The organism is Muricauda brasiliensis (genome assembly GCF_003057865.1).
Classification (GTDB): Bacteria; Bacteroidota; Bacteroidia; order Flavobacteriales; family Flavobacteriaceae; genus Flagellimonas; species Flagellimonas chongwuensis.
The window spans coordinates 43,646-58,453 of sequence record NZ_QBTW01000021.1 but is presented as its reverse complement, the minus strand read 5'-3'; the positions used below and the strand labels follow the sequence as shown (position 1 = coordinate 58,453).

Genomic DNA, 14,808 nt, shown 5'->3' with positions numbered 1-14,808 from the left:
GTCAGAAGTCAGAAGTCAGAGGTCAGAGGTCAGTTGGCAATGAACAATTAACAGTGAACAATGAACAAACGTTGCTTGTCAGTTCGAGCGCAGTCGAGAACGCTTTCCTAAAGACGAACCATCGAATTGTCCAAAAATCCAACAATCGAACAATCAAATAAGAACGTCCCTTCGGCTCCGCTCAGGGTCCAGTTCAGAACGCAATAATCAGTAGGCAGTTAACAATTAACAGTGGCCAATAATCGAACAATCGAACCATCCAATAGACCAATCAACCATCAACCATCAATGAAAAACGAACTAATCAATCGTAGATCAAATACTTCGCCCTAATATTTTTGAAATTTTCCAAATCGGCTTGCCAAGTGGCCTTGATTTCGGCATTGGTCATACCTTGCTCAATCTGTTTTTGAAGTAGGGGCGTACCCGCATGTTTGGTAAAACCTTCGGTCAAAAAGAATTTGGACTTGTCCAAGGTGTTGTTATAGGCATCAATGATCCATTCCATGGTCACCTCGTTCATTCTTGGTGTATCGGATAGGTCACGACCAAAACAGGTTTTGCCTTCCTCTTTGGGGTATTTGGAACCGAAATTGGGTTCGGGCACATAACTAAAATCGTAGGCGGTGCTATCCATAAACGATGCCCCGTAGCGCTGAAACTGGAATTCGGTGCCACGCCCTGCGTTGACGTTGGTGCCCTCAAACAATCCCAAACTTGGATATAGCGTAATCGAAGTATCGTTGGGTAAGTTCGGAGAAGGCCTTATGGGCAAGTGGTATTCCGACTCGTGGGTGTAGTTTTCCAGTTCAATCACGGTCAAATCGGCTTTGCTGCCGTTTTCCAGCCATCCTTCACCGTTCAACATTTGGGCGTATTCCCCCATCGTCATCCCATACACCAAAGGAATCGTGTTCAAACCTAAGTAGCCAGTATGTTCTTTCATCATGGTAGGGCCATCCACATAATGTCCGTTGGGGTTGGGGCGGTCCAACACAATAATGGGGACGTTGTTTTCGGCACAGGCATCCATTACCAGCTGCAATGTGGCAATATAGGTGTAGAACCGCACGCCCACATCCTGAATATCAAAAACAACCACATCCGAATTGCTCAGTTGTGCTGCGGATGGTTTTCTGTTTTTACCATACAAGGAAATTATGGGCAGGCCCGTTTGGGTATCCACACCGTCCTTTACATGTTCTCCGGCATCCGCTCTTCCGCGGAAACCATGTTCGGGCGCAAAAACCTGCTTTACATTTACTCCTGAGGATAGTAAAGAATCTACCAAGTGGGTATGTCCATTTTCTTTAAAAATTACACTGGTCGGGTTGGCCACCACAGCTACGGATTTTCCCTGCAGAATGGGCAGGTACACCTCGGTTCTGTTGGCCGCAACTTTTATGGGAGCAGGAGCCGCAATTTCAGGTTCCGTGGCCGAAATGGTTTCTTTTTGTTGTCCCTTACATGCGGAAAACACCAAAAACAACAATAAAACTGTACTTTTGATTCTAGATAAAATGGGCATTCGTTGAATTTAGAATTATTTATTGCCAAACGCCTTGTTACAGGGAAGGAACATAAAATTAGTATTTCCGCCCCGATAATAAAAATTGCCATTGCCGCAATCGCAATCGGTGTGGTGATGATGCTCATTGCCATTGCTACGGGCACGGGCCTTAAAAATAAGATTCGAGAGAAGGTGGCGGCCTTTAACGGCCATATCCAGATTTCAAATTTTGATAACAACAATTCCGAGGTTTCCCTGACGCCGGTTTCCATTGATCAGGATTTTTATCCCGAATTTAAAACTGTTGATGGGGTAAGGCATGTTCAAGCGGTTGCCACCAAAGGAGGGATTATCCGAACGGCCGAAACGTTCGAGGGGATGTTGGCCAAAGGAGTGGGCACCGATTACGATTGGAGTACTTTTAAAGAATATTTGGTCGATGGAAGGCTTCCCGATTACAGCGGCGACCTTAATGAAGAAGTGCTTGTTTCCAGTTTGATGGCCAATAGGTTACAATTAAAAGTTGGCGATAGTTTCTTTTCCTTTTTTCTGCGTGATGGGGATGCGTCCAAACCGCCGAACAATCGTAGGTTCGAAATTGTTGGTATTTACGATAGCGGTTTTGAGGAGTTTGATGAAACCTACGTTTTTGTGGATATCCGTCATATTCAATTAATGAACCGTTGGGACGAAAACCAGATTGGAAACTTTGAGGTCTTTATCGACGATTTTGGCCAATTAGATGAGAAAAGCAACGAAATCTACAACAATACTCTATCGGTCTTGGATACCCAGAACATCAAATCCAAATACTTCCGCATATTTGAATGGATAGGTCTGTTTGATTTTAATATTGCCCTCATTATTGGTATCATGATTATTGTGGGCGGCATCAATATGATCACCGCTTTGCTGGTCCTTATTTTGGAACGTACCCAAATGATAGGGATTTTAAAGGCATTGGGCTCTGCCAACTGGAGCATTCGAAAAGTGTTCTTGTACAACGCGGCCTATTTAATCGGTATTGGGCTTTTTTGGGGTAATTTGATTGGTCTCGGGGTTATTTTTCTCCAGAACAAGTACCGGATGTTCAAGTTTCCGAACCCCGAGGAGTATTACATCGATTACATTCCCGTGTACATAGACGTACCCACCATTTTGTTATTGAATGTTGGGGTAATGTTGCTTTGTTTGCTGATGCTTTTGATACCGTCCTATATCATCACCAAGATTACACCTGTTAAGGCCATCCAGTTCGAGTAGAAGATGCTGCCCGACTTGGTGTTTATCATTCTAAATTGATAACTTGGCAGACAAAATAACCCACCATGAAAATTCAATATACTTCCAGCCTTATTGCAATGCTTTTTGTTGCTTCGGTTTCTGCACAAAAACTTTCCAGAACAGAAAAAAAGATTGTCTCTACCATAGAGCAGAACAATGCCGAAGCCATAGATTTTTTGGAAAAAGTGGTCAACATTAATAGTGGTACCCTGAACGCCAAAGGTGTGAAGGAAGTGGGTATGGTTTTTAAAGATGCCTTTGACCAAATTGGTTTTGAGACCAACTGGATAGAAATGCCCGCAGAGATGAACCGTTCAGGTCATCTTTTTGCGGAAACCACCGGAAACAAGGGAAAAAAACTGTTGCTGATAGGGCATTTGGACACCGTTTTTGAAGAAGACAGCCCGTTTCAAACATTTGAAATGGTAAACGATAGTATTGCCCACGCCCCAGGCGGCAACGATATGAAAGGTGGTGATGTAATTGTGCTGTATGCCTTAAAGGCACTGTCCGAAAACGGACTGTTGGAGAATGCACAGATCGTTGTGGCATTTACAGGGGATGAAGAGAGTACAGGCAAGCCGTTGTCAATAAGCAGGAAAGATTTGATTGATGCAGCCAAGCGAAGCGATATTGCCCTTGGTTTTGAAACCTCCACCGGATTTAACTATGCCACCGTGGCCCGAAGAGGAGCTTCCGGTTGGGCCGTAGAGGTGGAGGGAAAACGGGCCCATTCCTCTGGAATTTTTAGTGAAGGTACTGGTGCTGGCGCCATTTTTGAAATGTCCAGAATCCTTCATCAATTTTATACCGATGTCAAAGGTGAAGACCTGTTGACCTTCAATCCAGGTGTTTTGCTTGGGGGCACCTTCGTAAATTATGATGAATTGACCAGTAAGGGCGATGCTTTTGGGAAAACCAATGTGGTCGCTCAGAAAGCTGTGGTAAAAGGGGGGCTTCGATTTATATCGGAAGAGCAAAAGGAGCGTGCTAGGAACAAGATGAGGGAAATCGTTGCCAATAACTTGCCGCAGACCTCTGCAAGTGTAAGTTTTACGGATAGTTACCCTGCCATGCAACCTACGGAAGGTAATCTAGCTTTGCTACAAACTTTGAACGAAGTGAGCCTGGACCTAAAACAAGGAGAGGTGTTGGCCTACGACCCAGGAAAAAGGGGAGCGGCCGATGTGTCCTTCGTGGCTGAATATGTGGATGGGCTGGACGGTCTGGGAACCATGGGAAGTAATGCGCATACGCCTCAAGAAACCGTTAACCTGAACACTATTGAAGCCTTGACCAAGCGTACAGCAATTCTCATCTACCGATTGATAAATACAAAATAATGGTAACACTTAGCGTAAATAATACCACAGTAAAAATTGATGCAGGAGAGCTGGTAGGCTACGAAGTTAACGGTCACCAATTTATCCACCAAAAGGGGAGCCCTGGTTGGGGAAGCGCCGATACGGAAATGTTTCCCATCATCGGTCCGGTGAACGAGGCCGGGTTTCGCGTAAAAACACCGAAAGGAGAAGCTGTGCAGGATCAACATGGGCTTTTACGCCAAATGGATTACCAATTGGAACATCAAACAGAGACATCCGCGGTTTTTGCGAAGGAGTATCAATCGGGAACAGAAGTGTACAACTCAAAGTTCCCAGAGAAATCAACAGAAGAAAAACTTACCTGGCCCTACGATTTTAGGTTTGAGAAATCATTTTTGTTGACGGATAACAGCCTTGAAATCCATTTTAAGGTTTCGGGAGAAGAGGCAATGCCGTTTATGTTGGGATACCATCCAGCATTTAAACTGCACTCAAAATCACCTGTAATTTTGGCAAAGGGCAAAGAGATTTCTTTGGATGAAGTGTTGGCCGTTGGGAGCCGAGCGTTACAAGTGGATGATTGTACTTCCATCACACTAAAGGATGAAAAGGAAATCTGTATTGAAACCGAAGGTTTTGGCAATTTTATGTGTTGGACGGAGGTTCGGAACATGGTGTGTATAGAACCGATTACCTTTTACCCCTATGCCGTTGAGCAGAGCAATCTGCATCAAGGTTTTCAAGAGTTGAAGGATACTGCTCAATTTAAAGTGGTGCTAAGACCTACATCATAGTTTTAGGTGGCAAGCACTTGACTTTTGCTATGCTTCAAAAAATATTGGGTAAGAATACTTTCAGTTTCCAAAGTATGCTTCTGTGGTGTAATAAAAGCTTCGATATCCTCCAATGTGGATATTTCAATATCAGTATCAATAAAACCAAAGCCTTTGTAGATGCCGTCGGCAATTAAAACCACCGCACTCTCATTTTCCGCCCTGCCTTTTTCTTTGATTATGCGAACTTCCGATGATAGCATTTTCATGTGAACTATCGCTTCCTCGACTTTTTGGTTGTAATCCTGTGACGTTTCTTCGCCCCTGCAAATTCCTTCGCAGGTATCAATTTCATGATGTGAGCAAGCGGCTGTTGTCTCTTGTAGATGGCAATATTTAGGACAGAGCGAAAAACTTTTGCAGACTTCTTCCAAATACGCTCGGCATTCAGTTTGATTATGGAAGACTTTCAACGGACTTGGAACACCCTTAATAATATTGTATGCCAAGTGCATAATCCCGTTTCTATCCTCGTAGGTGAAAATGGCATATTGCTTGCCCTGTCTTTTTTGAGCGCGGTTGTAAGGAGGGAACAGTCGTTTTATTTCTGCGGATTCCATCAACAGGGCCACTAATTCGCTGCCTGCTAACTTAAAATCAATATTAGCCGTTTCACTGCACATTTGAAGTTCTTTACGGCTCTTGTCATAGAAGTGCCCCAACACCCGTTTTTTTAGGTTGATGGCCTTTCCGACATAGATAATCTCCCCTTTCTGGTTCATAAAATAATAGATGCCCGGTTGTTGGGGGATTTTATCAAAAACAGCTTTGGACAAATGGGGCGGGAGGGTAGCTTCTTGACTTCTGGCGTTCAAAAACCTTTTGAATACCAGTTCGGATTCAGGTTGCTCCAAGAGTTTTTCGAACAGCAGAACGGTGGCATGGGCATCTCCGCGAGCACGGTGCCTATCCACCAATGGAATGTTCACTGCAGAACATAGTTTCCCCAAACTATAGGAGCGAAGGCCCGGTATCAACTTTCTGGATAGGCGGACCGTGCAAAGTTTTTTACGGGTAAAGTCCACTCCGATTTGTCGAAACTCCTCTTTGATCACCCCGTAATCAAAGTTAACGGAGTGGGCCACAAAAATACAGCCGTCAGTAATGCGCAAAACGTTTGGGGCAATCTCCTTAAACGTTGGTGCATTTTGCACCATTTGATCATCGATTCCCGTAAGTCCTGTAATAAAATAAGGGATGGGAGCCATGGGGTTTACCAAGGACGTGAACTCGCCCACAATTTGACCACCATCATATTTAAAAATAGAGATTTCGGTAATCTTGTTGCCCTTGATTCCGTTCCCTGTGGTCTCTATGTCTATTACCGTGTACAATCAATTTGAATTGAATCCTTAAAGTTAATGTTTTGTATAGTTTTTTTTAGAAACGGGAATCATTTAAAATGATGACTTTTTGTTCTGAAGGGCAGATTGTTTTCGTCTTCTCATGAAATAACGATTTAATAACTATTAAGTGTTGAAAACATACTTGTTGTTTTCTGACTGATAGGATTAAAACGGTTATATATGTAAAATACCCACCTATTGGTCAATATAGTATCAAAACCGGATAATATTTCCCGAAAACTTAGTATTCAGAAGATTACATTTACAAGTGTAAATTTAACGCTTCTTAATTCTTAACTCATTTTAAAGAATAACGGAGTATCGATTTTATGAAAGCAATTAACTAAACAAACTAAACATGTATTATGAAATTGGCTAGCTTTTTATTCAAAAAATGTTTGGGAAAAAAACAGTTTCTGTTTTCCGTGTTTTGCCTTTTGATTTGGCAAGCTGGATACTCTCAACAAACAATTACAGGTAGCGTTACGGACGAGCAGGGTATCCCGATTGCCGGTGCGGCCGTTCTAGAGAAGAACACTACCAACGGAACTGCAACCAACTTTGATGGTAACTATGAAATTACCATATCCCAATCGGATGCTGTACTTGTCTTTTCCTATCTAGGCTTTTTGACCCAAGAGATTGCTGTTCAGGGAAACAGTTCTATCAATGTAGTATTGAAAGAAGATTTACAGCAATTGTCAGAAGTAGTTGTGATAGGTTACGGTACGCAAACACGTGCCGATGTAACCAGTTCCGTGGCAACAGTAAAGTCCGAGGACTTTGTACAGGGAAATGTAAAGGATGCCGCGCAGCTTATACAAGGTAAGGTTGCTGGTCTGTCCGTTTCCGCGCCTTCGGGCGACCCCACGGAAGGAACGCAAATCAACTTACGGGGTTTTTCCTCGCTAACAGGTGGGTCGAATCCGTTGGTTTTGGTAGATGGAGTTCCCGGAAGTTTGAATACTGTAGCGCCAGAAGATATTGAATCGATAGATGTATTGAAAGACGGTTCGGCGACAGCTATTTATGGAACGCGTGGTACCAATGGTGTAATCATCATTACCACAAAAAAGGGTAGTGCAGATATGAAACCGACCATTGAATATAATGGGTATGCATCTTTGTCCACCATTGCTGATAGATTGAACTTTCTGGATGCTGGAGAGTTGAGACAAAAATTTAATGAAGGTTACACTTTTAATGGTGCAAATGTTGAGGACTTTGGATCCGATACAGATTGGGTTGACCAAATTACCCGCGATGCCTACAGCCAAGTACATAACCTGATTTTCAGGGCAGGTAATTCAACTTCCAATATGACGGCCTCATTGAACTATAGGGATATCGAAGGTATTTTTCTAAAATCCGATAACAAGAGGCATACCGCAAGAGTAAGTGTGAACCATGCCATGTTCGATGACAGATTAAAGGCAAACGTTGGGGTGATATTGAGCGAACAGACCTTTAATGCCTTGGGCGACGGAACAAGCTTTAACCCGTACATATACAGACAGGCCTTGATTAGGAACCCAACGGAGCCTGTTTATAACGAAGATGGTACCTGGTACGAAAGAGATGTGTACTTCTATGATAACCCTGTTGCCTATATACAGGAAACAATTGGTCAGAACAGATATAGGAACACTAGGTTCGATTTTTCCCTGAGCTATGATTTTGGGGATAATCTTACGGTGAAAGGACTCTATACACGCAAAGGAGATTCAAATATTAGAGGTTTTTATCAAACAAAAAACCATGTTTCCACTACTAAAAATGGGCAAGAGGGCTTTGCATCAAGGGGGACCAATGATTATGTTGGAAACTATGGGCAGTTTACCGTGGATTATGATAACAGTTTTGGAAAGCATAAAGTTACCGGTCTGGTAGGATATAACTACGAGGACAATACCACCGAGGGCTTTTGGGCAACCAACCGTCGTTTCCCAACAGATGGATTCACCTACAATAATTTAGGCAGTGGTCAAGGTCTGCAATTGGGTGAAGCAGGTATGGGAAGTGATAAGTATTCCGATAAATTGATCGCATTTTTCTCGAGGGTCACCTACAACTACGATGATCGTTATCTTTTAATGGCAAGTATGCGTCGTGAAGGATCTTCCAGATTTGGTGAAGATAACAAATGGGGAAACTTTCCTGGTATTTCTCTAGGTTGGCGTGTAGATCAGGAGTCTTTCGCGGATAACTGGGATTGGCTGTCCAATCTTAAGTTAAGAACGGGGTTTGGTATTACAGGAATCAATGCAGGAGCTAATTACCAAGCTTTGAGCGGACTAACGTATGGAGATTATTTCTTGAACAATGGCCAATGGGTAAGAGAATTGGTGCCGTCGCGTAATGCAAATCCAAACCTACGTTGGGAGAAAAAGGAAGAGTTTAACCTAGGGTTGGATTTTGGGGTGCTGGATGGCCGTATCAATGGTTCCGTAGATTATTATAACAGAACCACAAAGGATGCACTGCTCAATTATAGCGTACCGACACCTCCTTACTTTTTTGGTACAATTGCGGCAAACGTAGCTCAGATTAAAAATACAGGTCTTGAGTTTCTATTGAACGTAACCCCTTTTCAAACGGATAACTTCGAATGGACCGCTAACCTTACCTATTCCACAAATACAAACGAAGTAGTATCATTGTCCAACGGCGAGTTCCAATTGACCAATGATTTCTTTGACGAGGGATATACGGGCGAGCCAATACAGATTAGTACCCACAGGGTACAGGAAGGTCAGCCCATAGGGAACTTTTATGGATTAAAAAGTGTGGATATTACTGATGACGGCATATGGGTCATAGAACGCCCGGATGGTACACTTGTTCCTGCAACCGAGGCCACGACCGACGATAGACAAGTACTGGGCAACGGTTTGCCAAAAGCCTACTATAGCTGGAACAATACGGTTAAGTATAAGAACTGGGACTTGATGGTAAATTTAAGAGGAGCATTGGATTATCAAATATTGAATTTTTCCAGAATGTTCTACGAAAACCCGACCATCAGTTACAATACATTGGACTCCGCTTATGATATGGTTTATGGAAAAGCTGTCCTGCAAGATGTACAACGATTTGTGAGCTACTATGTAGAAGACGGGGATTTCCTAAAGATAGATAACGTTACCTTGGGATACACACTGCCAAAGGATGCCATCAAGTTTGCCCAAAGCTTCCGTATATATGCATCCGGACTGAACTTGGCAACTATTACGGGATATAAGGGGATAGACCCAGAAGTAAATAGAAACCGCACTCCTAACGATGGAATCGTTCCAGGTAATGATAACAGGGATAAGTACCCCTCCATCAGAACATTTACATTGGGAATCAACTTCACATTCTAAAAAAAATATCATGAAAAATATATTGAACAAAGTGAATTCACTTAGACCAAAAATTTTGACGCTCCTGGCAAGTTTATTGCTCTTGCCAATAGCCTGTACCGACTTGGAGGAAGAAGTGTTCTCGGAAGTGACCGAATCCTCTTTTGTACCTTCGGAATCCGATATCATTTCGGTTATGGCATCCGCCTACACGCCAATGCGATTTGTAATGGGTTGGCAAGGATATTTTGATTTGCAGGAAGAGCCCGGCGATATGTTCGTGACTCCAACACGCCCCAATGGTTGGGATGATGGAGGTACATACAAAAGAATGCACTTTCATGAATGGACAGAGACCCAATGGCAACCAAGAAACACATGGATTACCTGTTTTAATGGGATCAATAGTGCCAATAGGGTGATTCTACAAGTCGAATCTGGAGAACTACCGGTGAGCGAAGAGCAGGCATCTGCCATTATTTCAGAAATGAGGGCCTTAAGGGCATTGTACTATTCTATGTTGGTAGACACCCATGGTAACGTTCCCATTATAGCTAGTTATAGTGATGAACTTCCGGTACAGAGCCCACGTGCAGAAGTGTACAACTTTATTGTATCCGAGTTGACAGAGGTTATACCCAACCTTACCGAGGTCGTAGATCAATCGACCTATGGTCGTATGACGAAGTGGGCTGCTTATCATGTTCTGGCACGTGTGTATTTAAACGCCGAGGTATATACAGGAACCGCCCAATGGGGAAACGTTATCGATGCGTGTGATGAAATTATATCCAGCGGAGCTTTTGAGCTATCGTCGAATTACTCCGATATCTTTAGTACAGAGAACCAAGGAAATCCGGAAATGGTGTTCGCGATTCCTTACGATCAAATATTTGCAGGAGATTGGAGCGCCCATATGAAAATGCTTTTGCCAGATCATAGATTGGTTTTTGATATGCAGGCCCAACCTTGGGGAGGGTCTAGTTGTAATCCACAATTTATAGATAGTTATAATGCCAATGATAAACGCTTGGCGGATACCTGGTTGATGGGAGACCAATTGAACGCTTCCGATGGCAGTGTGGTAATGACCCTAAGAAAGGAGATGCCAAGTATTTACGATTGTGATTTTACAGACGGTTTTAGATGTGGTAAGTATGAAATAGAATCTGGTGCCACCGGAGGACTCAGCGTTGATTTCCCTTTTCTTAGATATACAGATGTACTTATGATGAAGGCCGAAGCTCTCCTAAGGACTAACCGAGCCGATGAAGCAGCTACCATAGTAACGCAGGTTCGTTTACGTTCTTTTGAAGATCCTGCCGAGGCCACCGTTACAGGAACTGAACTTGAAGGGGATACCACGGTGGAGTATGGAACGTTGGCCGAAGATGGAACCATAGACGAACCAGGAGACCAATCTGCTGTGCCATACGGTCGATTTTTGGATGAATTGGGATGGGAGTTCGCTGCAGAGGCAAGAAGAAGATCCGATATGATTCGATTTGGTGTGTACCAGACAAAGAATTGGTATAACCATACTCCACAAGGAGAACACACTATTTTGTTTCCCATAGGTCTGGAAGAACTTAACACCAACACAAACCTGAGCCAGAATCCTGGCTACTAGGGAAAAGGTGTAAACGATAAAACAAATTGTTGTAATTGTTTTGAGTTTGTTATTTAGTGCATAAGCGGATGGGATTTCCCATCCGTTTTTTTATATAGATATGGATTTTAAAATTGCGCCCGGAACTGGGTGGGGGAACATCCTTTCAATTCCTTGAATTTTCTGTTAAAGTTGGCAATGTTGTTAAATCCGCATTGATCGGAAATCAATGAAATAGCCAGTTCTGGACTTCCTAGAATAAGCTTACAGGCATTTTCTATTCGAATCTCAATAAGAAACTGGAAAAAAGTCTTGTTCGTCCGTTTTTTAAAATACCTACAAAATGCATTTTTGCTCATATTGGCCACATCGGCTATTTCATCCAAACTAATAGGTTCGTGGTAGCGGTCCATGGCATATTTAAAAACATCGTTCATGCGCTTGCCCTCATCATCGGAAAAAGACTTGCGGTAAACAAATGAGGAGAGAGGTGTTGTTTGGGATTGTGTTATACGGTTTATAATGACCAACAGAGTGGCTATTTGCTCTATTTTATTTTGAGTCTTTAGTTTGTTGAACTCTCCAATAATGATGTCTTTATTGGATATGACCCGCATTCCAAGTTCCGATTTTTTGAAGAATTCCTTTGTGGATGCAAGGTCTGTAATACGGAAAAACTCCTTTCCAAAAGAATTGATGTCAAAAAAAAGAGTGTACATAAGCGATGTTGGAGAAAAGGAAACATCGCTCTTAAAAGCATGTGGGACATATCCTCCTATGACCAAGATATCACCCTCCTTATAATCACTAATGGAGTCGCCCACGATTAAGGACCCTGCACCTTTGGCAATATAACTTATTTGTATTTCTGCATGTTGGTGAAGTTGGTCATAAAAAACCCGTTCCCGGTCTACTTGATAGACCAAGGCTTCATCTTTGGGTTTCGGAATTTTAAACGGAAGAACTTTCACTACTTTTTATACGAATATCATCATAATTATGACCTGAACCAATATTTGGGTTAATATAGTATTAGTATTCGTTAATAATGAAGCTTATCCTTGAAATTTAGTCATCTATTTTTGTAATCAAAATATATAGCATTATGATACATTGGGAAGGGGTTATGCCCGCTGTAACCACAAAATTCACAAGCGAGGACGAATTGGACCTTGCCATGTTTGAGAAAAATATTAACGCACAACTGGATGCCGGTGTACACGGGATAATTCTTGGAGGAACCTTGGGTGAGGCAAGTACACTTACCAAAGAGGAAAAAGAGACCTTGATAAAAACCTCGTTAAAGATAGTCCATGGTAAAGTTCCTGTGATTATCAATATAGCCGAGCAAAGCACAAAAGAAGCCATAGAAGTTGCCCAGCATGCAGAAAAGGTAGGGGCGCAGGGACTAATGCTTTTACCTCCAATGCGCTACAAGGCAACCGACCACGAAACCGTTGTGTACTTTAAAGCCATCGCAAACAGTACATCTTTGCCTATCATGATTTACAATAATCCGGTAGATTATAAAATTGAGGTAACTTTGGATATGATGGAGGAGTTGTCAGAATGTGATAACATCCAAGCAGTAAAGGAATCAACACGGGACATCACCAATGTAATACGTTTAAAAAACCGTTTTGGAGACAGGTTCAAGGTATTCACAGGTGTTGATACTTTGGGACTTGAGAGTCTTGTGATAGGAGCCGATGGTTGGGTGGCAGGATTGGTTTGTGCCTACCCTGCAGAAACGGTAGCCATTTACGAACTCGTCAAGGCAGGTAAAATAAACGAGGCCCTGTCCATATATAAATGGTTTATGCCATTGTTGGAACTGGATATAAGCCCGCAGTTGGTACAGAACATAAAATTGGCCGAAGTGGCCACAGGAATTGGAACTGAAAATGTTAGGGCCCCAAGATTGCCCTTGCAAGGAGAAGAAAGGGAGCGGGTGCTCAAGGTTATTGAGGAAGCCATGAAAAACAGACCAGAGCTCCCAGAATATAAAAACCTAAAAAGTGTAGTATGATTACAGGTAAAAACTGTATCGCAGGAGAATTTAGTGCAAATGGAGAGGTTGAGTTCAAGACCATCAACCCTAAACTAAACAAGGAAAACCCCACAACTTTTGTAGAAGTAACAAAGGAGGAAATTGAAAAGGCGGTAGATGCCGCATGGGATGCCTTTAAAGTGTATAGAAGTGTGCCCGGTAAGCAAAGGGCTGCTTTTTTAAATGCCATTGCAGATGAGATTCAAGCATTGGATCAAGAATTGATAGATACCTATACCAAGGAATCAGGACTTCCCGAAGGTAGGGCGATTGGTGAGCGTGGCAGGACCATGAACCAATTGAGTTCCTTTGCAAAACTGGTGGAAACCGAGGATTGGAGGAGCAATACATTTGATGCGGCCGAGCCGGATAGAAAACCTATGCCCAAGGAGGACTTGAGAAAAACAATGATTCCTTTGGGCCCCGTGGCTGTATTTGGAGCAAGTAACTTCCCATTGGCCTATTCAACGGCCGGAGGTGATACGGCAAGTGCACTGGCAGCCGGTTGTCCAGTTATCGTTAAATCCCACCCCATGCATGCAGGTACATCCGAATTGGTGGCTTCAGCCATTGTTAAGGCAGTAGAGAAAACAGGCATGCCCAAAGGAGTGTTTTCCAGCATCAACGGAGGAGTCCAAGCAGGAGTGGATTTGGTAAACCATCCCAAGGTCAAAGCAGTGGGCTTCACAGGTAGTATTACAGGTGGAAGGGCATTGTTCGATATCGCTGCAAAAAGAGAAGAACCTATTCCGGTATTTGCAGAGATGGGAAGTATCAATCCTGTAATCATAACTCCGGACGCAATATCCCAAAGAGGAGGAGAGATTGCAAATACTTACGCAGGATCTATCACGTTGGGAACTGGCCAATTTTGTACCAATCCAGGCCTGCTATTGACCATAAAGAATGACCACACAGAAGGTTTCATAGCCGAGTTGGCCAAGGAAACGATTGCGTTGGATCCGCAATGCATGCTGCACCCGAACATTAAGAGCGGCTACGAGAAAAAAGAAGCTGATGTAACATCCCAATCTGGGGTTGAAGTAGTAGGTAAAGTAGATGCTGATTTGGAACCGAATTATGCAGCTTCAGCGGTAGCAACGGTTTCAGGTAGTGAATTTTTGGCCAATCCAAAATTGCACCAAGAAGTTTTCGGCCCATTTTCGTTAGTGGTACAATGTAAGGATGATACCGAACTCTTTCAAATAATCGAAGGATTGGAAGGGCAGTTGACAGGCACCCTTATCGCGGAAGAGAATGATACCATCAATTTGATAGAAGTGGTGGATGCTTTGCAGAATAGAGTGGGCAGGATCATTTATAACGGTGTTCCTACAGGAGTGGAAGTATGTCCGTCCATGCAGCACGGAGGACCCTATCCGGCATCTACGGATTCTAGGTTTACGGCAGTTGGTGTGCACGCCATTAATAGATGGGTCAGACCGGTTAGCTATCAATCCTTTCCGCAGTCGTTGTTACCAGAACATCTCAAGGGATAGAAAATAAA

General features: G+C 43.0%; 10 protein-coding genes. 7 read left to right on the top strand and 3 right to left on the bottom strand.

Features of this window, described 5'->3' with window-relative positions; all coding sequences use genetic code 11:
• Positions 1-304: 304 nt before the first annotated feature.
• Complete coding sequence (locus tag DCK90_RS15420) at positions 305-1,528, bottom strand: exo-beta-N-acetylmuramidase NamZ family protein (RefSeq protein WP_108247108.1); 1,224 nt, start codon at positions 1,526-1,528, stop codon at positions 305-307.
• Positions 1,529-1,531: 3 nt separating this feature from the next.
• Here DCK90_RS15420 and DCK90_RS15415 point away from each other — a divergent pair, with 3 nt between their 5' ends.
• The 3 genes from DCK90_RS15415 to DCK90_RS15405 all read left to right on the top strand — a co-directional run bounded on the left by DCK90_RS15415 (position 1,532) and on the right by DCK90_RS15405 (position 4,913).
• A complete protein-coding gene (locus DCK90_RS15415) occupies positions 1,532-2,773 on the top strand; it encodes an ABC transporter permease (protein WP_108247107.1) in 1,242 nt (413 codons plus the stop codon).
• A gap of 65 nt (positions 2,774-2,838) precedes the next feature.
• The gene (locus tag DCK90_RS15410) at positions 2,839-4,137 is read left to right on the top strand and encodes a M20/M25/M40 family metallo-hydrolase (RefSeq protein WP_108247106.1); all 1,299 of its coding nucleotides are present in this window, start codon (positions 2,839-2,841) and stop codon (positions 4,135-4,137) included.
• Complete coding sequence (locus tag DCK90_RS15405; RefSeq protein WP_108247105.1) at positions 4,137-4,913, top strand: aldose epimerase family protein; 777 nt, start codon at positions 4,137-4,139, stop codon at positions 4,911-4,913. Before DCK90_RS15410 ends, DCK90_RS15405 begins: the two co-directional genes overlap by 1 nt.
• Positions 4,914-4,915: 2 nt before the next feature.
• Here DCK90_RS15405 and DCK90_RS15400 read toward each other — a convergent pair whose 3' ends face one another.
• The gene (locus DCK90_RS15400) at positions 4,916-6,286 is read right to left on the bottom strand and encodes an exonuclease domain-containing protein (RefSeq protein ID WP_108247104.1); all 1,371 of its coding nucleotides are present in this window, start codon (positions 6,284-6,286) and stop codon (positions 4,916-4,918) included.
• A gap of 377 nt (positions 6,287-6,663) precedes the next feature.
• Here DCK90_RS15400 and DCK90_RS15395 point away from each other — a divergent pair, with 377 nt between their 5' ends.
• Both DCK90_RS15395 and DCK90_RS15390 read left to right on the top strand, forming a co-directional pair.
• Positions 6,664-9,663, top strand: coding sequence for a SusC/RagA family TonB-linked outer membrane protein (locus DCK90_RS15395; protein ID WP_108247103.1), 3,000 nt, complete (start codon positions 6,664-6,666; stop codon positions 9,661-9,663).
• Positions 9,664-9,673: 10 nt separating this feature from the next.
• Positions 9,674-11,272 carry a RagB/SusD family nutrient uptake outer membrane protein gene (locus DCK90_RS15390; protein WP_108247102.1) on the top strand — a complete coding sequence of 533 codons (1,599 nt, stop codon included), beginning with the start codon at positions 9,674-9,676 and terminating at the stop codon, positions 11,270-11,272.
• A gap of 107 nt (positions 11,273-11,379) precedes the next feature.
• Here the strand turns inward: DCK90_RS15390 and DCK90_RS15385 are convergent, their stop codons facing one another.
• Positions 11,380-12,222, bottom strand: a complete 843-nt coding sequence (locus DCK90_RS15385; protein ID WP_108247101.1) for an AraC family transcriptional regulator — start codon at positions 12,220-12,222, stop codon at positions 11,380-11,382.
• A gap of 134 nt (positions 12,223-12,356) precedes the next feature.
• Here DCK90_RS15385 and DCK90_RS15380 point away from each other — a divergent pair, with 134 nt between their 5' ends.
• Both DCK90_RS15380 and DCK90_RS15375 read left to right on the top strand, forming a co-directional pair.
• The gene (locus DCK90_RS15380) at positions 12,357-13,280 is read left to right on the top strand and encodes a dihydrodipicolinate synthase family protein (RefSeq protein WP_108247100.1); all 924 of its coding nucleotides are present in this window, start codon (positions 12,357-12,359) and stop codon (positions 13,278-13,280) included.
• Positions 13,277-14,800, top strand: coding sequence for an aldehyde dehydrogenase (NADP(+)) (locus DCK90_RS15375; RefSeq protein ID WP_108247099.1), 1,524 nt, complete (start codon positions 13,277-13,279; stop codon positions 14,798-14,800). Before DCK90_RS15380 ends, DCK90_RS15375 begins: the two co-directional genes overlap by 4 nt.
• Positions 14,801-14,808 lie beyond the last annotated feature (8 nt).

Bases quoted from the DNA above. Each gene is read 5' to 3' on its own strand.
- DCK90_RS15420 (WP_108247108.1), bottom strand. From the start codon at position 1,528: ATGCCCATTTTATCTAGAATCAAAAGTACAGTTTTATTGTTGTTTTTG.
- DCK90_RS15410 (WP_108247106.1), top strand. From the start codon at position 2,839: ATGAAAATTCAATATACTTCCAGCCTTATTGCAATGCTTTTTGTTGCT.
- DCK90_RS15405 (WP_108247105.1), top strand. From the start codon at position 4,137: ATGGTAACACTTAGCGTAAATAATACCACAGTAAAAATTGATGCAGGA.
- DCK90_RS15395 (WP_108247103.1), top strand. From the start codon at position 6,664: ATGAAATTGGCTAGCTTTTTATTCAAAAAATGTTTGGGAAAAAAACAG.
- DCK90_RS15390 (WP_108247102.1), top strand. From the start codon at position 9,674: ATGAAAAATATATTGAACAAAGTGAATTCACTTAGACCAAAAATTTTG.
- DCK90_RS15380 (WP_108247100.1), top strand. From the start codon at position 12,357: ATGATACATTGGGAAGGGGTTATGCCCGCTGTAACCACAAAATTCACA.
- DCK90_RS15375 (WP_108247099.1), top strand. From the start codon at position 13,277: ATGATTACAGGTAAAAACTGTATCGCAGGAGAATTTAGTGCAAATGGA.